The sequence below is a fragment of the Sorangium sp. So ce394 genome, assembly GCF_051474665.1.
GTDB lineage: Bacteria > Myxococcota_A > Polyangia > Polyangiales > Polyangiaceae > Sorangium > Sorangium cellulosum_D.
Map to the genome: position 1 here is coordinate 12,115,928 of NZ_CP150339.1, position 24,312 is coordinate 12,140,239.

Genomic DNA, 24,312 nt, shown 5'->3' on the forward strand with positions numbered 1-24,312 from the left:
GCGGTAGACCGTTCATGGCATGCGCGCGTCCGGCTCATCGCAGGCCCGCCCGACGAGGGCGGCGGTCTCCCCTTCCCCGCTCGTGCGCGGCGCCGCGGCGTCCGCCCTCGTCCTTGCGCTCGGGGGCCTCGACGACCCCGCGCCGCCGCCGCCCGCGGTCGTCCCTCCGGCGGCCGCGGCGCGCGGCGCCGCGGGCGCGGCGGCGCTCTGCGGCCCGCGCACCGTGCCGGAGGGCGCCGCGTGCGTCCCGCTGCCGGCGCCGGGCGCGCCGCTCTCCGAGGGCGGCGCGGCGGCGCTCTCCGGCCCGGGCGGCGCGCGTCCCGCAGGGGCGGGCGCGCGCGGGCAGGCCTACGAGCACATCCCCCGCCGCCCGGAACGTCCGGCGAGCGCCGCCGCGTACGCGTTCCCGATCGGCGCGCCGGATCAGGCGCCCGGGTTCCTCCTCGTCGAGGGCGCTCCAGCGCAACCGGGCGCGCCGCCTCCGGCGGGCCCCGTCGCCGCGATCGGCGCCGCGCGACCCGAGCCGCCGTCCTGGGCCGGCGGGGTCGACCTCGCGGCGGCGCGGGGCGACCGCGTGGCGTCGCTGCGGCTCGAGGGCCAGGAGGGGAAGGCCGAGGTCGTCTTCGTCGGCGAGCTGTCCGGGATCACGGTCGCCACGGCGCACGACGTGCGCGACGTGGATCGCGTGCGCAGGTACGTCCTGCTCCACGGCCACCTCGACCGCCCCGGCCCCGGCGTCGTGGCGGGCGCGCGCCTCGACGCGGGCGATGTGGTCGGGTACGCCGGCGACACCGGCAGCCTGGGCCTCGTCCGGCTGCGCCTCGAGGCGCGGCAGCTCCGCGAGGGCGCGCGGCTCTCGGATCTCGATCCGAAGCGCATCATCGACGCCGCCGTGACGGTGCCGTGCGACCTCCGCAACGTGCTGCCGCTCCGTCAGGGCGCGAGCTTGTAGCCGAAGCCGTAGACCGTGAGGATGTGCTCCGGCTTGTCGGGCGAGCGCTCGATCTTCTTGCGCAGCTTGACGATGAAGTTGTCGACCGTGCGGTTCGACGGCCCGGCCTCGATCCCCCAGATCTTCTGGAGGATCTCCTCGCGCGAGACCGGCTGGCCCAGGCGCTCGTGCAGGAGGCGCAGGAGCTCGACCTCGTAGAACGACAGCTGATCCGACCGCGAGCCCCGCGAGACGGTGTGGGCGGTCATGTTGACCTGCACGTTGCCGATGGTGAACACCTCGACCGGCGCCTCGGCGGGCCGGGCGGCGCGGCGGAAGAGGGCGCGCAGCCGGGCGATGAGCTCGCCCACGCTGAACGGCTTGGTCACGTAGTCGTCGGCGCCCGCGTCGAGGCCGCGGATCTTGTCGATCTCCTGGCCGCGGGCCGTCAGCATGATGATCGGCACGAACGCGTCCCAGCGGCGCAGGTCCTCGCAGACCTTGAAGCCGTTGGTGTCGGGGAGCATGAGGTCGAGCAGGATCGCGTCCGGCTTCTCCTGCCGCGCGAGCAGCACGCCGTCCTTCCCCTTCGACGCCGACGCCACCGAGAAGCCCTCGAACTCGAGGGCATCCGTCAGCCCCAGCACGATGTGGGGCTCGTCCTCGATGATCAGGATCTTCTTGCGTGCCGCCACGACGGAGTGCGGTCTTAGCACAAAACCGACCGGGCCCCGCGAGGGCCCTGCCGGCCGGCGCGCCGCAGCCCCTCCGGGGCCACAAAAAGCGGCGCGGGGCGCGATCTCGCGATCGGCCCCGCGCGCCGGGTCAGCCCGCCGTCAGCCTACTCGCCGGAGCAGGTGATGAACAGCGTGGAGCCCTGCTGGGCTTCGCCCTTGCCCGTGAAGCGGATCTTGCGCCGCTCGGTCGACGGGCAGTCGGCGACGATCGCCGCATCGCCGAGCCTGATCGACGGATCGACGTAGCACCACCCGTGCACCGGCTGGCCGCCGGACTCGACGTTGTCGTTCACGTTGTTCCTGCACTCGTAGGCCGGTTCGCCCGGATTCGCGCCCTCGAGCTGCTGGATCTCGCACACGCAGTCCCAGCCGGAGACCTTCGCGATGTCGAGGGCGAGCACCTCCTCGACCGCGGCGTAGCGAGTCGCGTCCTGCGGCACCGTGGCGCGCCCCGTCGCAGGATCGCAGTTGCACTGGCCCTGCGAGTTGCGCGCCTCGAGGATCAGGCAGGAGACCTGCTTGTCACCGTCGGGGGTCAAGGTGCGCGGCAGGCACTGGCCGCCGAGCACCGTCTTCAGGCGATCGATGATGGCGCCGATCGCCGGCCGGTAGCCGTAGTCGGCCTCGTTGGTGCGTTCGAGCTGCGCCGGGCACACCGAGCCGACGATGCCCTGGGGTCCGAGCTCGCGGATGAGCTGCAGCTCGCGGAGGCCCGGGTAGGCCTTCGCCTTGATCTGCGTCGTCGTCCTGGAGCCCGGGGCTTCCTGGTTGCTTCCGGCTTCCGGCTCGCACAGCGGGTTGTCGTTCGGCGCGCCCTGTTGCTCCCTGCAGTCGCAGCTCTGGGCGTTGCCCTCGCAGGATTTCGACTCGGGGAGATCGAAGATGCACGCGTACTGGAGGTCGCCGGTGCTCGTCTGCGGGATCGTGTACTCGCGGCCGTTGATGGTGTTCCAGCCCGTCTGGTCCGGCTGGATGATCGTATCGCCGGTGATCGGGTTCGTGCCCGAGCGCGGCGCCGTCGACTCGATCATGAACGGGTCCTTCGGCGGCTGGAACTTCGCGGGGTCGCCGAGGATGAGCTCCCAGGTGCTGGCGAACGCGTTGTCGAGCAGCGGGGAGCCGAGCTCGGTCGCGTTCTTGAACCCGCCGACCGGCTCGCCGTCCTCGTTGAGGCCGCGCAGGAGGTCCGGCTCGCCCTGCGCGTTCTGGCGCGCGATGTCCTGCCAGGGCACGCCGACGATGCCGGCGAAGAAGACGAGCCCGGGATCGCGGATGATCGAGTCATCGTCGTCCGTGGCCAGATCGCTGAAGATCGGGTTCGGGACGAGATCGCCCTGGCGGTTCGGGATCTGCGCCTCGGTGAAGGCGCGCCGGTAGCGCTCGATGGGGTAGAGGAAGTCGAAGCCGAACCGGCGCTTCTGATCCCAGCAGCGGGAGTTGACCGGATCCTCGACGGCGCTCAGCCGGGCGGGGAAGCCGTCCATACCCGTGCAGGCCGGGTCGGGCGGGCAGCCGTCCTGGTTCTGGCTGCACGACCTGCAGCACTTGTTGCCCGGGTCGGTGGCGCACTCGACGCGCGGCCGCCACAGGCGGAAGCCGTTCCTGGTCTCAGCGACGAGGTAGTTGCGGCCCTCCTCGCGGATCGAGCAGTCGTTCTCGTCGCTGAGCATGATGATCGCGAGGAGGGAGCTCGACCGGAGGAAGTTCTTGCGCTGCTCGATGACGGTGCCGTCCAGGCCCATCGGCACGGCGACGTCGCCCTGGATCTCGATCCGCTCGTAGGGCTCCGGGTCGACGAGGAAGCGGTACACGCTCTCGAGCTGCGCCTCGAAGCCGCAGCCGGACTGCCCGGTGCCCTTGACCATCGCCCTGAGCGTCTCGACGAGCGACGTGTCGTTGAGATCGGCGTTCGAGTCGCCCTCGATGTCCGCCTCGCCGTCTTCCGCGTCGGGCCTCCCCGGCTCTCCGTTCACGTCGCGCTTCTGATCGGGGTCCCAGGCCAGGAAGCCCTTGTTGAGGTAGGTCGGGAGGTCGTTGACCTCGGAGTTCTCGCTCTCGCGCGCGAGGAGGTGCGCCATGTCCACGTTGGACGGGCTCGTCATCGCCGGGCAGGCGCCCGAGCCGTGGCCGCCGAGGCTCGAGCTGATGATGCCGATGTGGATGTCCTTGACCGGCTCGAACTCGCGCTTGAAGTCCGGCCTGCATTCTTCGTTCGGCGACGAGACGGTCTCGGGCGGCTCCATGCCGTTCTTGTGGATGCAGCGCGGGTTGACGAGGCCCTGCACGAGGTCAGGGATGGCGGTGGCGAGGATGTCCTGCTTGTCGGCCATCGAGCCCGAGTTGTCGATGGCCAGGAGGAGGTCGATCTTGTCGACCGAGCTCTGGGTCAGCCGCTCGACGATCGTCGACGTCGTGCGGGGCTCGTTCGCGGCGATGGGGCGGTTCAGACATCCGAAGGCGCTGCCCGTGCCCGCGATCAGGAGGCCCGCCATGGCGAGCCTCATCGCGCCCCTCCACGGGCGCCTCCTCTCACGCTCAATCCGCGTCATCATTGGACTTTCCTTTCGACCACCGATCCAGTTGCGCGGCGGTCAAGCCACTGAACGGGCCCGTCGTCCACGGGCCCATGACCGACTTCCGCAGGCGATCCGCGGCTCGACGGGAGCCCGATGCTAAGGACCCGACCGGAATGCTGTCAATTCGACCCGTCGGCCCCGCCCTGACCCGCCTGAGGGCGCCGTAGCAAAGGAGGTGCCGCCGCCGCGCTTCGAGAGGCTCCATCGCCGCGCTCGGCCGCGCCGTCAACTTGATTGCGAAGCGCCAACTCCGTAGGCGATCCACCGGGTTGGGAACCTCGGCCCACCTGGACGTGCCACCTACACGGCGATCGATCGGCCTCGACCTCAACCCGGGTCGGGTCGGCCTCGGCCTCAACCCGGGTCGGCCCACCTCAACCCGGGTCGGCCCACCTCAACCCGGGTCCGGTCGGCCTCGGCCTCAACCCGGGTCGGGTCGGCCGCACCTCAACCTCGGTCAGCCAACCTCGCCCTCGTCGGCCGCCGGCCGCCGGCCTCAACCTCGGTCGGCCTCAACGGGTGGCACCGCAGCTCAACCCGGGTCGGCCGCCGCCAACCCGGGTCGAGCTGCCGCACCTCGACCTCGGTCGAAGGGGGCAGCTGGCTCGATCGCGCCACCCGCGCCGGCACGGGTTGCCGCTTCCCAGCAGGGCCGAGTTGTGGTCAGTGCCCGAGCATGTTGCGCGTCGCCCTCGCCATGGTCCCGGAGGTCCGGCAGCTCCTCGCCGAGGATCCGGCGCAGCTCTCCGACCTGCTCGACGAGATCCACGACGAGGACCTCGCCGATCTCATCGGCCTGCTGGACGACGCCGAGGCGGCGAAGGTCCTCATGGCGCTCAGGGCCGAGGAGGCCGCGCCCATCTTCGAGCGCCTCGACGGCGAGACCCAGGAGGCGCTCGTCGAGCAGATGGGCGTCGAGAGCATCGCGCCGATCGTCTCCGAGATGGCGGCCGACGACCGCACCGACCTCATCGAGGCCCTCCCCGACCAGGTCAGCGGCACGCTGCTCTCCACGCTGGAGAAGGTCGACCCCGAGGCCGCCGCCGAGGTCGAGGAGCTCGCCAAGTGGCCGGAGGACAGCGCCGGCGGCCTCATGACCACCGACTACGTGTCGGTGGGCATCCACCTCACGGTCGCCGACGTGATCGAGCGCATCCGCGCCGTCGGCGAGGACGCCGAGACCATCTACTACGTGTACATCGTCTCCGATCGCGGGCACCTCATCGGCGTCGTCTCGCTGCGCGATCTGCTGCTCGCCTCGCCGTCCGAGAAGCTCTCGAACGTGATGACCGAGAACGTCTTCGCCGTCAGCCCCGAGACCGACCAGGAAGAGGTCGCGCGGACCATGGCGAAGTACGACTTCAGCGCGCTGCCCGTGCTCTCCGCGGACCGGAAGCTGCTCGGCGTCATCACCGTCGACGACGTGATGGATGTCCTCACGGAGGAGCAGTCCGAGGACATGCAGCGGCTCGGCGCGGTCGGCCCCATCGAGGACAGCTACTTCAAGACGAGCTTCTGGACGTTCATCCAGAAGCGCGCCCCCTGGCTCGCCGTCCTGTTCGTCGGCGAGTTCATGACCGGCGAGGTGCTCCGGCGCTTCGAGCACGACCTCGAGGCCGTCGCGACGCTCGCCTACTACGTGCCCCTGCTCATCTCGACGGGCGGCAACTCCGGCTCGCAGTCGTCGTCGCTCATCATCCGCGGCCTCGCCGTCGGCGACCTGCGCGTCGGCGACTGGTCGAGCGTCCTCGTCCGCGAGCTCGGGCAGGCCGTCGTGCTCGGCCTCATCCTCTCGGTCATCGGCATGCTCCGCGTCTGGCTCTGGGGCGACGGCACCGGCTTCGTCCTGACGATCGGCGTGACGCTGATGGCGATCGTCCTCATGGGCTGCACCGTGGGCGCGATGCTCCCCCTCCTGCTCCGGCGCCTCGGCCTCGATCCGGCGACCAGCTCCACGCCGTTCATCGCGAGCCTCGTCGACGTCCTCGGGATCCTGCTCTACTTCACGATCGCCCGCCTCTTCCTGTCCGACCTGCTCGCGCAGGCCGGGGCGGGCGGGTGAGCAGCCCCTTCTGCCGCGCCGTCCGGACCGACGAGGCGCCGGCGCCCCCGCGCGGGCGCGCCGCGCGCCGCTCGACGCGCCATGGGCCCTTGACGCGTCGGCCCCCATGGGGGAGTGAAACTGTCGATTTTCGTTCGGCGCAACGTGCGCTGAACCGCTCCTAGGGAAGGAGTCAAGATGGCCGAAGGCTTGAATCGCGTGATGCTGCTCGGCAACCTGGGCGCCGACCCCGAGCTCCGGTTCACCCAGGGAGGGCAGGCAGTCTTGAACCTGCGGCTCGCGACGACCGAATCGTACCTGGATCGCGACAAGGTCCGGAAAGAACGGACGGACTGGCACAATGTCGTGATCTGGGGCAAGCGCGCCGAGGCCTTGGGCAAGATCCTCAGCAAAGGCTCCTCGATCTTCGTCGAAGGCTCGCTCCGCACGTCGAGCTACGACGATCGGGATGGCAACAAGCGTTACAAGACCGAGGTGATCGCGAACAACGTCCTGCTGACGGGCGGGGGCCGTGGCGGCCGCGGCGTCGCCAACGACGACGCCGGGTTCGGCGCGGATCCCGGCGGCGGCGGTGGCGGCGGCTACGGCGGTGGTGGCGGCGGCTACGGCGGTGGTGGTGGCGGCGGCTACGGCGGCGGTGGCGGCGGCGGCGGCGGTCGCCCGGCCGGCGGCGGCTACAACCGCGGCGGCGGCGGCGGCGGCGGTCGCCCGGCGCCTGCGGCGCCGGATCCCGGTCCCCCGCCGGACGATTTCGGCGGCGGCTACGGCGGCGGCGGCAACGACGACGACATCCCGTTCTGATCGCTCCCCTTCCGGGGTTCCGGGCCCAGCCGTCGGCTAGGGCCGCGGCCGCGGCCGCCTCGCCAGCACCACGGCCACGCCCGCCGCCGCGAGCACCCCGAGCCCCGCGGCGGCCGCGAGCGGCTCCTCCGCGGCGAGGAAGATCGCCCGCACGAGCAACCCCGGCGCCGGCGGCGCCACGAACGCCCCCTCGATCTCCGTCGCGCCGAGCAGCGCTTCGCATCGGGCGCCCGCCGCCTGCGCCGGCTCCAGGCAGACCACGCTGCAGAGCGCCGCGTCGTGCTCGCGCCCCGCGAAGCCGAGCACGTGCCGCCCACGGATCGCCACCGCGCGCTCGCCCGCCCTCCCCGCCCCCTCGAACGGCTGCTCGTACCGCTGCTCGATCCCCCGGATCGGCGCTGCCTCCCACCGCTCGATCGCCACCCCGAGCGCCCCGCGCACGAGCCCCGACGCCCGATCGAGCACCAGCTCCTCCAGGCCGGTGACCCACCGCCGCGACGGGGCCGTCGCGCAGACCGCGCGCAGCGACACGTCGTCCGCCTCGACGGCGCGCCGCACCGTCACCTTCGCCCCCGAGATCGCCGACACGTCGATCGCGGGCAACGCCTCCGGCGGCGCGTCGCGCGCCCCGGCGGGCAGCGAGAGGCGCAGCGAGAGGCCCGGCGCCACGCCGTGCAGCTCAGACGCGCTCGAGCTCATCCATCAGCGCGAGCACCTCGCTCCGGATCTCGACCAGCGCGGTGCGCATCCGCTGCACCTCCTCGTGGCTCGCGCCCGCGTCGGGGGGCGGCGGCTCGATCCCGCCCTCGCGCAGCTTGCGCCGCGCCCCGGCGATCGTGAAGCGATGCGAGTAGAGGAGCTCCTTCACCTTGAGGAGCGTCTCGACGTCGCGCCGGCTGTAGACCCGCTGCCCCTTCGCCGACTTCTGCGGGCGGATGGAGCGGAACTCCGTCTCCCAGTACCGGAGCACGTGCGGCTCGACCCCGACGATGCCGGCCACCTCGCCGATCCGGTAGTACAGCTTCGCCGGAAGCTGCTGGCGCACGGCCAAGCGGTCTACTCCTCGGCCGCCGAGGCCGTCTCGCGCGGGTTGAGGGCCTGCTTCAAGATCTGGCTCGCCTTGAAGTTCAGGACCCGGCGCTCCGTGATCAGGATCGGATCGCCGGTCTGGGGATTGCGGCCCTGCCGCTGGCGCTTGTCGCGCAGCACGAAGTTGCCGAAGCCAGAGATCTTGATCTTCTCCCCGCGCCCCAGGGTTTCCTTCATGGTCTCGAACACGAGATCCACCAGATCGGCAGATTCCTTCTTCGAGAACCCCCCGAGGCGGGAGTAGACCGCCTGAACGATTTCGGCTTTCGTCATGAGACCCCCATCGCCCTTGCAGAAGGGGGGGCGCGCCGCAACCCCTGAAGACCGTTCAGGAAGCCGCGTGCGGTCCCCCGACCGGCCTGTGGCAGGATGCCAGCCTGCGTCGGGTAGGTCTAGGGGGTACGCAGGTGTCGCCCGATAGGGCCGGGCCCGCTTCGTGCAGCCTCCAGCGGACGCGGGCGTCGGGGCCAGCCCGCGAGGAGCCCGAAAACCGGGCCTCCCCCGGGGATCGGAGCCACCCCGCCACCGCGGGACCGGCTCCCCGCCCCGCCCGCCTCGAGGCCGCGGCCGGAAATCCGGCAGGATTCCGGCGCGGCCTCGGCAAGGCACGGGCTCGCCAGCGGCGGACCGCTCAGGCGGCGAGATCGCCGAGGGGCCGCTCCTTCGTCGCCTGCCTGGACCAGGCGCCGACCACGGCCGCGTCGCCCGGCCGCGCGTCGCTCCAGCCGACGACCGGCGCGCTCGAGACCGCCTCGCGGCGGCGCCCGATCTGCTCCTGGGCGACCATGATCGCGACGTAGAGATAGCCGACGGCGAAGAGCACCGCGAACGGCGTGGCGAAGTAGTGGCCCGTCTGGATGGACGCGACCACCGCGCCGCACGAGAGCACGGAGAGCATCGCCTCGGTCAGCGGCAGGTCCGTGCGCACCTTGTACCGGCCCTTGTTGTCGCCCTGCTTCGGGGTCCGGACGAACTCGCCCGCCATGCTGCGGAGCCCCTCGATGACGGCCTTGGACAGGTGCGGCGCGAGCCCCGTCCCGAGCGCGATGAGCATCGGCAAGCGGGCGACCGCGCCCCAACGCGAGCGGCCCTGCGCCGTCTCGGCCAGCATGTAGAACGCCGCGAGCGACCCGGTCGTGGCCGTGCAGAGCGGCAGGTCGATGGCGAACATCGTCAGCGTGTCGGCGGCGGGGAACAGCACGAGCGCCGGCAGGAGCAGGACGCTCAGGAGCACCAGGAGCGGGTACGCGAAGTGCGGCGTGAGGTGGAAGAACGCCTCGAGCCGCTGCCCGCGCGAGAGCTTCGCGTTCAGCACCGTCGCCATCAGCTTGCGCGCGGTCTGCACCGTCCCCTTGGCCCAGCGGTACTGCTGCGCGCGCAGCGCCGAGATGTCCTCGGGGAGCTCCGCCGGCGAGACCACATCCTCGCGGTAGACGAAGCGGTAGCCCGCGAGCTGCGCCCGGTACGACAGGTCGAGGTCCTCGGTCAGCGTGTCGTGCTGCCATCCGCCGGCCTCGAGGATGGCGTCCTTGCGCCACATCCCGCCGGTGCCCGAGAAGTTGAACAGGAGGCCGGCGCCGTAGCGCGCGCGGTTCTCGACGAGGTGGTGGCCGTCGAGCATGAGCGCCTGCACCTGCGTGAGGATCGAGACGTCGCGGTTCAGGTGCCCCCACCGCGTCTGGACCATGCCGACCGTCGGATCCTCGAAGTGGCCGACGATCGACCGGACGAAGCCCGGCTGCGGGATGAAGTCGGCGTCGAAGATCGCGACGAGCTCGCCCTTCGCGACCTTGAGGCCCGCGTCGAGCGCCCCCGCCTTGTAGCCGACGCGGTTCGTGCGGTGCAGGTACACCGCGTCGATGCCCTCCGCGCGCAGCCGCTCGACGTGCGCCCGGACGAGGGCCTGCGTCTCGTCCGTCGAGTCGTCGAGCACCTGGATCTCGAGCTTGTCGCGCGGGTAATCCATCCGCGCGACCGCATCGAGCAGCCGCGCCGCGACCGTCGACTCGTTGAAGAGCGGCAGCTGGATCGTCACCGGCGGGAGGTCGCGATCGGTCAGGGCCGGGACCTCCTGCGCGCGCGTGATCTTGGCGCGGTGGAGGCGACAGAGGACCACGAGGTGCAGTCGGTGCAGGCCGTAGGCGCTGAGGCCGAGCAGCACGCCGAAGTAGAGCACGCAGAGCAGCATGGAGAGCATCGGGAGCACCTGCCGCCAGCGGGCTTTCGATCGGGTGGGATCGGGCGAACCCCGGTCTCAACTCCTGCGGTGCTGGCGGGTAACGAACGCGTACCATCCGCCGAATCCGAAGTTGTCATGCACTTGTAATTCGTTGCAACTCTCTGTCACGAGGCGTGAAAAGTTGACTTGGGGTCGAGTCCTCCCCCCTGGAAAATGACAATCACCGACAATCCCGCTTCGCCCGGTCACGCGGCGCTTGCCGCACGTTCGGCGCACGAACGCGCGTGCGCGAGCGACGCACGAGGTAAGGTGATCCCCCGATACCGATGCGCTAAGTAAGGTGTGTTTCGTAAGGGCTCTCCGAGGGAAGGTTCGATAAGTACGGCCCTGACCTGATGGGCAGATTCACAGTGCTGTGGGGTTTTGGAGTCCTCTCCAGGGGCGGCGCCGCCGCCGGGGGTCCGGGGTCATCTGCGCCTGGCGCCCGCGGGAGCCCGGGGTTATCCGTTGCCGATGAGCCGCGCGCTACTTAATGAACTGAAGGCCCGCCAGATCGCGTTCCTCGAGGCGCGGCTCGTCTCGGAGGCCGCGGCGCGGGACTTCCGGGAGCGCCTGCCCGCCGGCTTCGCGGCGCTGCTCGCGACGCCGCTCGGCGAGCTCATCGATGCGGGGGCGGTCGCGCGGGCGCTCGACGCGCTGGCGGCGGAGGAGTCGCTCCGGCGGGCGGTCCGGCCCGCGGCCGCCGCGGCGCTCGCGGCGCTGGTCGAGGCGGCGCGCGCCGAGCGGCGGCGCGCCAAGGAGCTCATGCCGGAGGGGGCGCGCGACAAGCTCGACCGCATCCTGGAGCAGCCGAAGATCGTCCCGGAGCGGCTCGTGCGCGAGGTGCTCGAGAGCCCGGCGCTCGACGCGGTGATGCGCGACGTCCTCTACGACACGCTGAAGGAGTTCTCCGAGAAGGTGAACCCGTTCTTCGCCGAGTGGGGCCTGCCGGCGCTGCTCAAGCGGATCGCCCCCTTCGGCCTGGGCGGGGTCGGCAAGGCGATGGGCACCCTGCAGGGCGAGTTCGAGCGGCGGCTCGAGCCCGAGATCCGCCGCTTCTTGCAGGGGTTCTCGCGCACGGCGATGCGCCAGGTGCACGACATCCTCGTCGCCAAGGGCGACACGCCCGAGTTCGTCGGCCTGCGCAAGCACGTCGCGACGTGGGTGCTGGAGCAGGAGATCTGCGCGCTCGTCGGCCAGCTCGACGCGAAGAGCTCGGCGCTCGCCGAGGAGCTCGGGGCCGACATCGCCGCGCAGGTGCTGCGGGACCGGCCGGTGCGGGCGCGCACGAGCGAGGCGATCGCGGCGTTCGTCGCCGCGCACGCGCGCGAGCCGCTCGGCGAGGTGCTGGGGCGCTTCGGGATCGCGCCCGCGCTCGACGTCGACGCGCTCGCGGCCGCGCTCTGGCCGCTCGTGCGGAGCGCGTGCGCGACCGCGCCGGTGCGCGCCTGGCTCGCGTCCGTGGTGGAGGAGTTCTTCGACGGGCTGCCGGACGGCCTCGAGCCGTCGGCCTGAGGCGCGGCGGGGCGCGGCCCGCCCCCGGGCGGCGTGATCCGCGCCGAGGCGCAGGCGTCGCGCCCCGCGCCGGGCGGGCTCGCCCGGCAGCGGCCGCTCAGCCCATGGCCGAGGCGTCCGCCACTGCCGACTCGATGTACGCGAGGTCGCGCGACGGGCACACCGGCACCGTGGGCGCGAACGCCTCCATGTCCAGGATGAGCTCGGGGCCGGCCGCGAGCGTGAGCATCACGACGGGCACGCGCGGCGACATGCGGCGGAGCTCCTCCATCTCGCTGTGGAGATCCGCCTCCTCCCGGGGCACGAGCACCATCACGTGAGGACGCCAGCGGGCAAGCACGTCACGCGCATGGCCGAGCCCGCAGCACGTCTCCACCGTGTAGTCCCGGGACGAGAGGAAGTGGACGAGCGGCTGGGTGTTGCTGGCGTCGTCGTCGATCACCAGAACGCGGGTCGTGCTCTCAATCTCCATAAGTATCCCCCGTTGGCGGCTGGGTCTGGCCGAAGCGCCGAAGACCGGATCTTCATCGCCTGGCTCACCGAAACCATACTCCATCGGCGGCAAAGCGCGATGTCAATCGCGCCTCATCGCATCACGCGACGCGTTGATACGCGCTTGAAACACCAGCGCTTTCTCCCCGTCGTCTGCGCGATGCGCCGACGACCGCCGGGCCCGGCAGGAGCTCAGCCGCCGAGGTAGGCCGCGCGGATCTCTTCGTTCGCCGCGAGATCCTTGGAGTCGCCGCTCATGGCGATCTGCCCAGTACGGAGCACGTAGGCGCGCGTCGAATACTTGAGCGCGAGTCGGGTGTTCTGCTCAACGAGGAGTACGGTGGTTCCTGACGCCGCGATCTTGGCGATCGACTCGAAGATGTCGGCGACGAGCCGCGGCGCGATGCCGAGCGAGGGCTCGTCGAGGAGCAGCATGGCGGGGCGCCCCATCATGGCGCGGCCGATCGCGAGCATCTGCTGCTCGCCGCCGGAGAGCGTGCCGCCGTGCTGGTGCATGCGCTCGCCGAGGCGGGGGAAGAGCTTCACCACGTCGTCGACGGTCTCCCCCATGGTGGGGCCGTGCTTGTGGCACCACGCGCCGAGCTCGAGGTTCTCGCGGACGGTGAGGTTCGAGAAGATCGCGCGCCCCTCGGGGACGAGCGAGACGCCGGCGGCGACGAGCTCCTCGGTCGAGACGGACGCGAGGTCCTTGCCGTCGTAGCGGATGCGGCCGGCGGCGATCGGCAGGAGGCGGACGATCGTCTTCAGCGTGGTCGTCTTGCCGGCGCCGTTCGCGCCGATCATCGCGACGATCTCGCCGCGCCGGACCTCGAGGCTCACGCCCTTGAGCGCCCGGATGCCGCCGTAGCTGACCGCGAGATCGTCGACGACGAGCAGGGGCTCGCCGGGCGCCACCGAGGGGGGCTGCCGCGTCGGGTGCGATGTCTTCATGCGGGCTCCTCTGCCGCGGCGCCGGCCGCGGGGCGGGCCTCGGCCGCGTCCTCGTCGACCTCCTCGCCGAGGTAGGCGGCGAGGACCTTCGGGTCCTTGCGCACGACCTCCGGGGTGCCGTGCGAGATGGTCTCGCCGTGGTCGAGGACGTGGAGCTCCTCGCACACCCCCATCACGACCTGCATGTTGTGCTCGACCAGCACGACCGTGACGTCGAAGGTGTCGCGCAGCCAGCGGATCTGCTGCTTGAGCCCCTCGGCCTCGCCGTAGTTCATGCCGGCCGCCGGCTCGTCGAGCAGGAGCAGCTTCGGCTTGAGCATCATCGCCCGCGCGATCTCGAGGCGGCGCTGGTTGCCGTACGAGAGCGACGTCGAGATCTCGTCGGCCATGGCCTCGAGCTTGAATACCGAGAGCAACGAGAGCGCGCGCTCGGTCATCTCCTGCTCGTCCTTGTAGAAGAACCGCGAGCGGAGCAGGGCGGAGGCGAGCGTCGCCTTGCGCAGGTTCTCGCAGGCGACGAGCACGTTCTCGAGCACGGTGAGCTGGCCGAAGAGGCGGATGTTCTGGAACGTGCGGGCGATGCCGAGGTGCGCGATCTGGCTCGGCTTGAGCGGCGCGAGGTCGGTCCCGCCGAAGCGGATCGAGCCCTCGTCGTGCTTGTAGACGCCGGTGATCAGGTTGAACACCGTCGTCTTGCCGGCGCCGTTCGGGCCGATGAGCCCGAAGATCGAGCGCTCCGGCACGGTGAACGAGACGCCGCCCACGGCCTTGAGGCCGCCGAACCGCTTGGTCACACCCTTCAGATCGAGGTTCACTCGAACTCCCTCCCGGCCGGCTTGGCCTCGCGCTCCACGGCGGTGCCGGGCGGCCTCTCCTCTTGCGGCGCGTCCGCGCGCTCGGCGGCCGCCTCGGCGCCGGTCGTGGCGGGGACGGGCTCGGCCGGCCCGCCCTTCGCGCGCTGCGGCCGCGCCGCGCGCCGGCCGAAGAGCTCGCGCTCGCCGAAGAGCCCCTCGGGGCGCAGGATCATCAGCCCGATGAGGATGGCCGCGTAGAGCACCATCCTGAGGGCGTTCAGATCGAGCGCGGGGTACGCCGCCTTCAGCGCGAGGACGCTGTCGAGGCCCTGGAGCTGCTCGATGAGCTTGACCGTAAAGGTCACGAGCACGCCGCCCACGATCGACCCGCTGACGCTGCCCGAGCCGCCGAGGATCACCATCGTGATCGCGTCGAACGAGTAGTTGAACGTGAACTGGTCCGGCTGGACCGTGGGGTTGCCGTCGCGCATCGAGGCGAGCAGGCCGCCGGCGATGCCGCCGCCGGCGGCGGAGATGACGAACGAGGTGACCTTGTAGCGCGTCGGATCGACGCCCACCGCGGCGGAGGCGATCTCGTCCTCGCGGAGCGCGCGCAGCGCGCGGCCCCAGCCGGAGAACTTGAGCCGCCAGGCGACGATGGTCATGAGCGCGACGGCGCCGAAGATCCAGAACGGGCCGGCGTACTGCGGGACGCCGGTGTCGTCGGGGCCGGCGTAGCCGATCGGGCCGCCGAGCGCGGCGAGCAGCTTGCCGATCGGCCCCTGGTCGGCGGCGCCGGTCGTCGCCGTCGCGATCGTCAGGCGGAAGATCTCGGCGAACCCGAGGGTCACGATCGCGAGGTAGTCGCCGCGCAGCCGGAGGCTCGGCAGGCCGACCACGAGGCCGAACAGGGCGGCGACGAGCCCGGACGCGAGCAGCGCCGGGGGCATCACGAGGAACGAGTTGCCGAAGAGCGGATCGCCGCCGCCGAGCTGCTGGTGCAGGTTGCCGGCGACGATGGCCCCGGTGTACGCGCCGATGCCGACGAAGCCGGCGTGGCCGATCGAGAACTGGCCGGCCATGCCGTTGATGACGTTGAGCGAGAGCGCCGCGATGACGTTGACCATCGCGAACAGGGCGAGCTGCCGCCAGGCGGCGTCCGGCAAGAGGGTCTCGAAGCCGAACTCGAGGGCGACGACGACGCCGAGGAGCACGAGCGCCGTGATGACGCGCTTCAACGGTCGAGGCATGGCCGGCCACAGTTGATTTGGCCGGGCCGCACCGTCAAGCGGGAGCGTTACTTGATAACGCGCAAATAGGGGGGCAGCTCGCGCTTCGGCTTGCCCGTCCCTGGTTGCGGTCTGGGCTCAGGCTCACCGGAGGTGCCAGAATCGTCGTCTTCCGCCTCGGTCGACCGCGCCGGCGCGAGGGCCGGGGCGGGCACCGGCGCGAGCGGCCTGACGGCCGCGCCGGCGTCGCGCGCCGGGGGCTCGCCGCGGCGCTCGGCGGGCTCGACGGCCTCGAGCTCGGGGCGGCGCGCCTTGTCGCGCGCGCGCGCCTCGTCGTCCGACGCGTCGTCGCTCCGCTCCTCGTCGCTGCTCGGGGGCGCCACGGCGGCGAGCCGGGGGCGCGGCCGCTTCTGGGGCTTCTGCGGGACCGCGCCGGGCCGCTGCTGCTTCTGCGCGGCGAGATCGGCCGGGATGTCCTCGGGCCAGACCATGCCGCGCTGGTCCTCGCTCACGAGCGCCCAGATCGCGTGCCACGGCAGGCGGCACCAGAACGGCGCGCGGTTGAACGAGAGCGTGCAGCTGATCCCGTCGTCGTCCACCTTCAGGTCGGGGATGGGGATCGCCATGTTCATGCCGACCTGGAGGATCAGCTGCGGCTGCCCCGTGAACCACTTGGGGACGGAGACACCGGGCCGGCGCGGGTCGAGGTGGATGAACACGCTCGGCTCTCGCTCGAGGAGGGCCAGCGCGACGTCCTTTTTCGGCGGAAGCGGTCTCTGCACGTCGGACATCGTACTGCTCTGCCCAATACCCCGGACCGCGCGGCTCCGCCAGCGCTTCGGGCCCTCGGGCGAACAGCGGCGCGCCGGTCAGCGGGCCGCGCAGCGGGCCGCGGCGCGAAAGCCGTCAGGCGACTCCAGCAGCTCTGTAGAAAGCTCGCCGTAGTCTGCATCCGCGCGCGGCCGGCGCCGAGGCGCTCGAGCCCCGCGGCACACCCGCGCACCAGGGCGCACCTCACGCCGCGGGTCGCCGGCTCAGCTCGACGGGGACCTCCGAGACGGTGACCCGGTGCTTGCCGCCGGGCGTGAGGGGGATCCGATCGACGATCTGGACGCAGATCTCCGCGCGCTCGCCGAGGTGCTGCCGGACGGTGCGCTCGATGAGCCGCGCGGTCTCGGGCTGGAAGCCCTTGGCGGGCACGAGCCGGACCGTGATCGCGCGCCGCCGGTCCTGGTAGACCTGGTAGCGGGCGATCGTCGGCTGGTCCTTGATGAGGTGCGGGAAGAGCTCCCCGGCGAGCAGCTGGCCGTCGGGGCCGACGAGGAGGTCGAGGACGCGGCCCTCCACCGAGGCGAGCATCGGCAGCCCGCGGCCGCACGCGCACGGCGCGCCGGCGGCGATCGCGACGTCCTGGTTCTTGTAGCGGATGAGCGGCATCGATCGGCAGACGAGGTCGGTCACGACGACCTCGCCCGGCTCGCCCGGGAGGGCGTGCCGCCCGTCGCGGAGCAGCTCGACGTACACGCCCTCCATGTGGATGTGCTTGCCCTCGTGCCGCTCGCACTCCGCCGCGATCAGCATGAGCTCGCGGCAGCCGTACCTGTCGAAGACCGGGGCGCCGAACGCGCGCTCGATCGCCTCGCGCTGGTGCGCGAAGAGCCGCTCCGCGCTGGTGACGACGCCGCGCGGCGGAGGGAGCGCGCGCCCCTCCGCGAGCGCGTAGCGGGCCGCGTGGTACAGCGCGCTCGTGTAGCCGACGATGAGCTGCGGCCGGTACCGCGCGATCTCGTCGAGCAGCGCGGCGAACCGGGCCTCGGACAGATCGAAGGCGCTGACCATCTTCTTGCGGAGGATGGCCTCGTGCAGGGAGCGCTTGGCCTTCTTCGCGAGCGTCTCGCCGAACTGGGTGCTCCACAGGTGGAGCTCCCTGTCGCCGAGCCGGGCGCCCGCCCACCCGTCGGACCGCATGGCGGCCGCGACGCGGCGCTCGTAGGTGCGGTGGTCGAAGCGGAACCGCACCGGCTCGCCCGTGGAGCCCCCCGTGCCGCTCGAGTAGAGCTTGCCGACGAAGCCCTCGGCGAGGAGCTCCGGCCCGTGGGCGCGGAGGTCGGCCCGCGTGAGCACGGGGAGCCGCACGAGGTCCTCCGGCGCCTTCACCGAGGCGACGCGCACCCCGTGCTCGGCGAACCGGGCGCGGTAGAACGGGACGTTCTGCTCGGCGAAATGGAGCGCGGCGAGCATCCGCCGGAAGCCGAGATCGCGAGTCTCGTCTTCCGACAGCCACTGAGAGCGCTCGAGGTCCTCCAGGTGCTTCAGGGTCTCCCTGCCCCGCAAACGGGTCTCGTAGAGCGGAAACAGGATGTTTCGAAACAGCTCACCGTACATGGGGAGAGCGTTCTATCGAATCCTCCACCGTCAAGCGCGCGCCGGCGGCTCTCCCGCGAATCCGCGTCTTCGTGGCGAGGAATCCGACCGGAGCGGCGCGCGCCGGCGGCTTCCGTCCTGGCGCGGCCGGGGGCTCCTGGATCGATCGCCGCACAGGCACGCTTCCATCGGACGAGCGATGTTCCGTCGGACGCGGCGCGGGGTCGCGTCAGCCTGCGCCGCTGGCCGCGGGCGGGCTCGACCCGAAGATGGCGACGGTGGCGCCGGCGAGGATGATCGCGGCGCCGGCGATCTCCGTGGTCGTGGGGATGGCGCCGAGCCACAGGGCGCCGATCAGGATCCCGCCCAGCGTCTCGCCGGGGGACACGAGCGCGATGATCGACGGGGACATGCGGCGCGCGGCGGCCTGCACCGCGGTGTGGCCGACGAGGGTGGGGACGAGCGCGAGCGCGACGATGGCGACGGCGGCGTGGGCCGGCGGCGGGGCGACGCCGTCGAGCGCGCCGGGCGCGGCGGGGAGCGCCGCCGCGAGGAAGACGGCGGCGCTCGCGTAGACGAGCGCCGCGTAGCTCCGCGCCGGCAGGGCGTCGCGGAGCGCCCGGGCGAAGGACACGTAGAGGCCGTAGAGGACGGTGGCGCCGACGACCATGAGGTCGCCCGAGAGCCGGTGCTCGCCGGCGCCGGCCGCGCTCGCGATGACGAGCGCGCCGGCGGTGGCGAGGAGCACGCCGGCCTGCTCGGCGCGCGTGGGGCGGACGCGGAAGAACGCCCACGCGCAGAGCACGACGGCGAGCGGCTCGAGGGAGATGAGCGAGAGCGCCGCGGCGATGGAGGTGCGGTCGAGCCCCCAGAGGAAGAGCGCGAAGTGGGCGGCGAGCAGCAGGCCCGCGCCGAGGACGGCGGCGCGCTGGCGCAGCGAGAGGCCGGCCGCCGAGCGGGCGATCGCGCGCAGGTCGAGCAGGGAGAGCGCGACCGCGGCGAGGACGACCCGGCCGAAGGCGACGAAGAGCGGGTGGACCGGGCGCGCGTACCGGGCGAGGGGGCCGCTCGCGGCGAAGGCGAGGCTGGCCAGGACGACGAAGAGGGCGGCGCTCCGGGCCGTGACGCGCTGCTTGGCCGCCATGCGATGCTGCTAGGCCAGCCGGCCGGGAAAGACAACCAGCGCGGCGCGCGCCGCGACGAGCCGCGCGGCGCGGGCGCGCTGCGGCGGCGGGGTCAGTTGGGCGGGGGCGGAGGGGGCGCGATGAGGACGAGGTTGAGCCCGCCCGGGTACTGGTAGCTCGTGTAGGAGCCGTAGCCGATCACCTGGATGCCGACGGGGGCCGAGGCGGTCAGCACGTGAGCGCCGTCGTTGCCCGGGCCGAGCGGGATGCGCGCGACGCCGAAGCCGGAGCCGTTGCCGATCGGGGTCGGCTCGACGTCGACGGGGGCGTCGTCGAGCATGATCGTGGCGTCGAGGGGCTGGATCACGTCGACGTAGCTCTCGTCGTAATCGCTGGGCGCGAGGAAGACGTACTTGGTGCGGTACTGCTCCACCGCGGTGGCGTGGCTCTGCGACGGGTCGCCCTTCTGGTCGGGGGGAGCGGTGTCGCGGTCGACGATCTCGGCGCCCAGCATGAACGTGCTGACCGCGAACTCGTGATCTCCCACGACCTCGAAATCCCGCTTCACCACGCTGAGGTCGACGACCTGGCCGGCGTCGATCGAGGTCGGCGCGCCGTCCGGCCGGCCGGACGGGTAGGTCAGCGCCGTGCCGTCGACGTTGCCGTAGAGGCGCACGACGTGACCGAAGACCTCGCCGCCGGGCGAGGTCGGGACGGCGACGAAGTAACGCTTGCCCAGGGTCTCGGCCGGGAACACCGACTCCTCGATGTGGTCGCAGGCCTTGTAGCCGATCGGCGACTGCACGCACGACATGCCGGTCAGCACCTGGACGGGGCGCGTGGCGGTGACGAGGCTGCCGCTGAGATCGCTGCTCGGGGTCCCGAGGATCTCGACGACATCGCCCGCGTCGAGGTCGACGGTGAAGCTGCCTCCGCCGGGCGTCGCAGGGATGTCGTCGCCGGCGATCACCGAGGCGCCCTGGGCGAGGTTCACCGTGACGCTGGTGCCGTCCTGGATGCCGGTGATGACCGCGTAGCCGCCCATCGACGCGGTCCTCCAGCCCTGCTGGCCGGTGATGCGGTAGTTGCCGGTCATCGCGGTGCTCGGCAGGAGCAGCGAGGCGTCGTTGGTGAAGGAGAAGCAGCCGTAGGGGGCCCCGCTGGAAGGGCACATTCGGAGGCCGGGACAGGAGGACCAGTCCTTCCCGTCCGGGCCCCCGGCGCCCTTGTACTCGAGCGCGTTGAATTGATAGACCGTGACCGGCCGGGTCGAGACGAGGTGGTAAGCGCCGCCGTCCACGCGAACGGAGCTGCTGAGCGATTCGCCCGAGGCGCACACGCCGGCGTCGGGCCCCTTCAGCTCGGGGACCCAGGGGAGGTAGACCTTGGCCAGGCTGTTGGGCTGGACCTCGGCGTGCGCCACCGAGGCGCCGTCGCGCGTCACCTCGACCTCGGCCACCTCGTCGCCCGCGTTGGCGACGACGACCGCGTAGTCGAAGATCGACCACACGATGTTCGCGGTGACCGTGGGCCAGAAGTCGCACCCGATATAGGATTTGTTCGCGGCGGCCTCCGCGCACGTCTTCGGGTCACCCATGAGCTCGGGGCCTGGGTCGCTGCCGCCGGTGCCGGTGCCGATGTCGTCGCCGGTGCTGGTGGAGCCGGCGTTTCCGTTGGTGCTCGTGTTCGTGGAGGATCCGCCGTCGCCCGAGCCGCCGCCGGAGGTGTTTCCAGGCCGAGGGGGGCCCGCGGACGAGCCGCTGGCGGAGCACGCGGCCGCGGACCCGGCCGCCACCAACAGTCCTAGGCCGAGAAACAGAGTGTGCTTCGAGTACTGCATGGGCCCTCCCGTCAACGGACTTCGAGCACAGGGGCCTGTGCGACAGCCCGGGTGGAACGCGAATTCCAGTGGATCGATGAAGTAAATGGTCGAGCGCTTTCGCACCCCTGGACACGTTGGTGTCCATCGATCCCGGCTACGCTTTTTTGTGCCGCGACGCAAGCACGCTGGCCCTCTGTGTCGCGATCGCTATCGCGGAATACCGAGGAAATCCTGGAGCAACCACCGATAAGAAGCAAAGGTCACAGACGGGACAGATCGTACGATATCGCTTCGCCCGTTCCTGGTTGCGCTTGCCGTAGGCCCCCGGGGAGGGAGCTCGTCGCGCGGGGCGCGGGCGGGCTGATGTCTGAGCCCCAATGACGTCCTGTGTCTGTCGTGCGCAGCACGACGGGCACAGGACGTCCCAGGCGAGTTCAGCCCGCCCGCGCCCCGCGCGACGAGCTCCCTCCCCGGGGGCCGGGCGTCTCGGAAGCCCCTGACGCCCCTGGCCGACGCGCTACGACCGCGCCGTGAGCAGCGGGCGCAGGAACTGCCCCGTGTACGACGCAGGCACCTTCGCGACGTCCTCCGGCGTCCCCTCGGCGATGACCCGGCCGCCGCCAGCGCCGCCCTCGGGCCCGAGATCGATCACCCAGTCGGCGCACTTGATGACGTCGAGGCTGTGCTCGATGACCACCACCGTGTTCCCCCCCTCGACGAGCCGGTGGAGCACGCCGAGGAGCTTGCGGATGTCCTCGAAATGCAGCCCCGTCGTGGGCTCGTCGAGCACGTAGAGCGTGCGCCCCGTCTGGCTCTTGCCGAGCTCGCGGCTCAGCTTCACGCGCTGCGCCTCGCCGCCGCTCATCGTCGGCGCGCTCTGGCCGATCTTCATGTACCCGAGGCCCACCTCGACCAGCGTGTCGAGCACGCGCCGGAGCGCCACGTGGTGCTCGAAGAGCCGCACGCAGTCCTCGATGCTGGTGTCCAGGATGTCGGCGATGCTCTTGCCCTTGTACCGCACCGCCAGCGTCTGCGCGCTGTACCGCTTGCCGGCGCACACCTCGCAGGGGACGTAGACGTCGGCGAGGAAGTGCATCTCCACCTTCACCACGCCGTCGCCGCTGCACGCCTCGCAGCGCCCGCCCTTCACGTTGAAGCTGAACCGCCCGGGGCCGTAGCCGCGCGCGCGCGACTCCGGCAGCTCGGCGAAGATCTCGCGGATCTGGTCGAACGCCTTCGTGTACGTCCCGGGGTTCGAGCGCGGCGTGCGGCCGATCGGCTTCTGGTCGATCGCGATCACCTTGTCGAGCGCCTGGAGCCCCTTGATCGTGCGGTGAGCCCCGACCGGCTCGGTGCTGTTGTGGAGCGCCCGGCCGAGCGCCGGCAGGAGGATGCCGTTCACCAGCGAGCTCTTGCCCGCGCCGCTCACCCCGGTCACCGCGAGCAGCACCCCGAGCGGGAACCGGACATCGATGTTCTTCAGGTTGTGCTCGGAAGCGCCAAGGACCTCGAGCCACCCGCGCGGCGCGCGCCGCTTCTCGGGCAGCTCGATGCGCGCGCGCTCCGCGAGGTACGCGCCCGTCAGGCTCTCCGGGTCGCGCGCGATCTCCTCGGGCGTCCCCGCGGCCATCACCCGCCCGCCGAGGTGCCCCGCCCCGGGGCCGAAATCCACGACGTAATCGGCGGCCCGGATCGTCTCCTCGTCGTGCTCCACCACCAGCACCGTGTTGCCCAGATCCCGGAGGCGCCGCAGCGTCTCGATGAGGCGCTGGTTGTCCCGCTGGTGCAGGCCGATGCTCGGCTCGTCGAGCACGTACATCACCCCCGACAGCTCGCTCCCGAGCTGGCTCGCCAGCCGGATGCGCTGCGCCTCGCCGCCGCTCAGCGTCGGCCCCGAGCGATCGAGCGTCAGGTAGTCGAGGCCCACGTTCAGGAGGAAGCTCAGCCGGCTCGTGATCTCCCGCCGCACGCCCTCGGTGATCTTCTGCCGGTTGCCCGGGAGCTCCAGCCGGGCGAAATGGTCGAACGCGTCCTTCACCGTCATGCCGGTGACGTCGGCGATGCTCTTGTCCGCGACGCGCACCGCGAGCGACTCCGGGCGCATCCGCTTGGAGCCGCAGGCGTCGCACGGACGCTCGCTCATGAACTTGCGGTAGGCGTCCCGCGCCGACTCGGACGACGACTGCTGGAACCTGCGCATCAGGCTCGGGATCACGCCCTCGAACTTCATGCCCCAGGTGCCGTGGGTCTCGGTCCCCTCCTTCCCCCACGTCACCGCGATGCGCTTGCCCGAGAGGCCATAGAGCACCGTCTCCTGCTTCTTCGCGCCGAGCTTGCGCCAGGGCACGTCGAGGTCGACGGAGCACGCCTTGGCCACGGCGTCGATGATGCGGAACGTCCAGCCCTCGCCGCGCGCCATCGCCGACGCCCAGGGGGCGATCGCGCCCTCCCGGATCGACAGCGAAGGGTCCGGGATCACGAGGGCCGGGTCGATCTCCAGGCGGGTGCCGAGGCCGTTGCAGGCGCCGCACATGCCGAGCGGGCTGTTGAACGAGAAGCTCTGCGGCGAGAGCTCGGGGAAGCTCTGGCCGCAGCAGGAGCGCGCGGCGCTGAACAGCAGCGGGGCGTCCGGGCGCCGCCGCCGCGCGGCCGGCCCGTCGTCGGCCTGGACCTCGACCCGGAGCTCGCCGCGCCCCTCCTGGAGCGCGAGCTCGACCCCCTCGGTGATGCGCTGGCGCTCCTCCGCCCGCACGGCCAGCCGGTCGACCACGAGCGCGATGGTGTGCTTGAGCTTCTTGTCGAGCCGCGGCACCTCGTCGAGCCGGTGCTGCGCCCCGTCGATCTCGACGCGCACGAAGCCGCGGCCGCGGAGCTCCTCGAACAGGTCCTTGAACTCCCCCTTCCGGTGCGTCACGAGCGGCGCGAGCAGCACGAACTTCGTGCCCTCCGGCATCGCGAGGAGCTCGTCGACGATCTGCTCCGAGCTCTGCGCCTTCACCGGCTTGCCGCAGAGGTGACAGTGCTGCTCGCCGGCGCGCGCATAGAGGACGCGCAGGTAATCGTAGACCTCGGTGATCGTGCCGACCGTGGAGCGCGGGTTGCTCGACGCGCTCTTCTGCTCGATGGCAATCGTCGGCGACAGGCCGCGCAGGTGCTCGACCTGCGGGCGATCGAGCTGACCCAGGAACTGGCGGGCATACGAGCTCAGCGTCTCGACGTAACGCCGCTGCCCCTCGGCGTAGAGGGTGTCGAACGCCAGGCTCGATTTGCCCGAGCCGCTCACCCCCGTGAACACCACGAGCTTGCGCTTCGGCACCTCCAGCCGGTCGATGCGGAGGTTGTGCTCCCGCGAGCCGAGCACCTCGATGAAATCCGGCTCGCGCGCGGCGTCGAGGAGCTTGAGCGCCGGCCGCGGCTCGACCTGCGCGAGCCCCGGCGCGGGCGGCTCGGCGCGCGGCGCGGCCTTTGCGCCGCCGTTGCCGGACCTGGCCAGCGCCCCGCCGCGGGGGGTGGATGCGATGGTCTGCGGCTGTGTGGATCCGTTCGTTCGCGCGGACATTGGATTGCCCACCGCCATTAACACGGTGACGCGCTGTCCGGCACTCGA

At 71.7% G+C, this 24,312-nt stretch carries 19 protein-coding genes; 4 read left to right on the forward strand and 15 right to left on the reverse strand.

The features are described from left to right. Window positions 1–19: 19 nt before the first annotated feature. Window positions 20–952 carry a M23 family metallopeptidase gene (locus WMF33_RS44825; protein ID WP_437334313.1) on the forward strand — a complete coding sequence of 311 codons (933 nt, stop codon included), beginning with the start codon at window positions 20–22 and terminating at the stop codon, window positions 950–952. On the opposite strand, the gene WMF33_RS44830 is transcribed toward WMF33_RS44825, so the two are convergent. Together WMF33_RS44830 and WMF33_RS44835 are read right to left on the reverse strand one after the other, a co-directional pair. Continuing rightward, window positions 934–1,626 carry a response regulator transcription factor gene (locus WMF33_RS44830; RefSeq protein WP_020741161.1) on the reverse strand — a complete coding sequence of 231 codons (693 nt, stop codon included), beginning with the start codon at window positions 1,624–1,626 and terminating at the stop codon, window positions 934–936. The two genes, WMF33_RS44825 and WMF33_RS44830, sit on opposite strands and share 19 nt — an antisense overlap. Window positions 1,627–1,772: 146 nt before the next feature. Next, complete coding sequence (locus WMF33_RS44835; protein WP_437334314.1) at window positions 1,773–4,172, reverse strand: hypothetical protein; 2,400 nt, start codon at window positions 4,170–4,172, stop codon at window positions 1,773–1,775. 748 nt (window positions 4,173–4,920) lie between these two features. Here WMF33_RS44835 and mgtE point away from each other — a divergent pair. Beyond that, window positions 4,921–6,306, forward strand: coding sequence for a magnesium transporter (mgtE, locus tag WMF33_RS44840; RefSeq protein WP_061628969.1), 1,386 nt, complete (start codon window positions 4,921–4,923; stop codon window positions 6,304–6,306). Between the two features lie 177 nt (window positions 6,307–6,483). Continuing rightward, entirely contained in the window at window positions 6,484–7,107 is a 624-nt protein-coding gene (locus WMF33_RS44845; RefSeq protein ID WP_437334315.1) for a single-stranded DNA-binding protein, read from the forward strand. Between the two features lie 36 nt (window positions 7,108–7,143). Here the strand turns inward: WMF33_RS44845 and WMF33_RS44850 are convergent, their stop codons facing one another. The 4 genes from WMF33_RS44850 to WMF33_RS44865 all read right to left on the reverse strand — a co-directional run bounded on the left by WMF33_RS44850 (window position 7,144) and on the right by WMF33_RS44865 (window position 10,393). Further along, window positions 7,144–7,806, reverse strand: coding sequence for a hypothetical protein (locus WMF33_RS44850; RefSeq protein WP_437334316.1), 663 nt, complete (start codon window positions 7,804–7,806; stop codon window positions 7,144–7,146). Continuing rightward, the gene (locus tag WMF33_RS44855) at window positions 7,787–8,152 is read right to left on the reverse strand and encodes a MerR family transcriptional regulator (RefSeq protein WP_437334317.1); all 366 of its coding nucleotides are present in this window, start codon (window positions 8,150–8,152) and stop codon (window positions 7,787–7,789) included. The genes WMF33_RS44850 and WMF33_RS44855 overlap by 20 nt, the downstream gene beginning before the upstream one ends. 11 nt (window positions 8,153–8,163) lie before the next feature. Next, a complete protein-coding gene (locus WMF33_RS44860; protein ID WP_012241218.1) occupies window positions 8,164–8,469 on the reverse strand; it encodes an integration host factor subunit alpha in 306 nt (101 codons plus the stop codon). Between the two features lie 358 nt (window positions 8,470–8,827). After that, window positions 8,828–10,393, reverse strand: a complete 1,566-nt coding sequence (locus tag WMF33_RS44865) for a glycosyltransferase (RefSeq protein WP_437334318.1) — start codon at window positions 10,391–10,393, stop codon at window positions 8,828–8,830. Window positions 10,394–10,888: 495 nt separating this feature from the next. On the opposite strand from WMF33_RS44865, the gene WMF33_RS44870 reads away from it, so the two are divergent. Further along, the gene (locus tag WMF33_RS44870) at window positions 10,889–11,929 is read left to right on the forward strand and encodes a hypothetical protein (protein WP_437334319.1); all 1,041 of its coding nucleotides are present in this window, start codon (window positions 10,889–10,891) and stop codon (window positions 11,927–11,929) included. 97 nt (window positions 11,930–12,026) lie between these two features. Here WMF33_RS44870 and WMF33_RS44875 read toward each other — a convergent pair whose 3' ends face one another. The 9 genes from WMF33_RS44875 to uvrA all read right to left on the reverse strand — a co-directional run bounded on the left by WMF33_RS44875 (window position 12,027) and on the right by uvrA (window position 24,264). Continuing rightward, complete coding sequence (locus tag WMF33_RS44875) at window positions 12,027–12,401, reverse strand: response regulator (protein ID WP_148314491.1); 375 nt, start codon at window positions 12,399–12,401, stop codon at window positions 12,027–12,029. A 212-nt stretch (window positions 12,402–12,613) separates the two neighbouring features. Continuing rightward, complete coding sequence (locus tag WMF33_RS44880) at window positions 12,614–13,372, reverse strand: ABC transporter ATP-binding protein (protein WP_020741170.1); 759 nt, start codon at window positions 13,370–13,372, stop codon at window positions 12,614–12,616. Beyond that, complete coding sequence (locus WMF33_RS44885) at window positions 13,369–14,187, reverse strand: ABC transporter ATP-binding protein (protein ID WP_061625968.1); 819 nt, start codon at window positions 14,185–14,187, stop codon at window positions 13,369–13,371. The genes WMF33_RS44880 and WMF33_RS44885 overlap by 4 nt, the downstream gene beginning before the upstream one ends. Continuing rightward, entirely contained in the window at window positions 14,184–15,416 is a 1,233-nt protein-coding gene (locus tag WMF33_RS44890; RefSeq protein WP_437334320.1) for a branched-chain amino acid ABC transporter permease, read from the reverse strand. The genes WMF33_RS44885 and WMF33_RS44890 overlap by 4 nt, the downstream gene beginning before the upstream one ends. 47 nt (window positions 15,417–15,463) lie before the next feature. Further along, a complete protein-coding gene (locus tag WMF33_RS44895) occupies window positions 15,464–16,186 on the reverse strand; it encodes a ClpXP protease specificity-enhancing factor SspB (protein ID WP_437334321.1) in 723 nt (240 codons plus the stop codon). 223 nt (window positions 16,187–16,409) lie between these two features. Further along, window positions 16,410–17,780: a phenylacetate--CoA ligase family protein gene (locus WMF33_RS44900; protein WP_437334322.1), complete on the reverse strand. Its 1,371-nt coding sequence runs from the start codon at window positions 17,778–17,780 to the stop codon at window positions 16,410–16,412. Between the two features lie 208 nt (window positions 17,781–17,988). Beyond that, complete coding sequence (locus WMF33_RS44905) at window positions 17,989–18,903, reverse strand: DMT family transporter (protein WP_437334323.1); 915 nt, start codon at window positions 18,901–18,903, stop codon at window positions 17,989–17,991. 92 nt (window positions 18,904–18,995) lie between these two features. Then, window positions 18,996–20,678, reverse strand: a complete 1,683-nt coding sequence (locus WMF33_RS44910; protein WP_437334324.1) for an IgGFc-binding protein — start codon at window positions 20,676–20,678, stop codon at window positions 18,996–18,998. Window positions 20,679–21,222: 544 nt separating this feature from the next. After that, a complete protein-coding gene (gene uvrA / locus WMF33_RS44915) occupies window positions 21,223–24,264 on the reverse strand; it encodes an excinuclease ABC subunit UvrA (protein WP_437334325.1) in 3,042 nt (1,013 codons plus the stop codon). Window positions 24,265–24,312 lie beyond the last annotated feature (48 nt).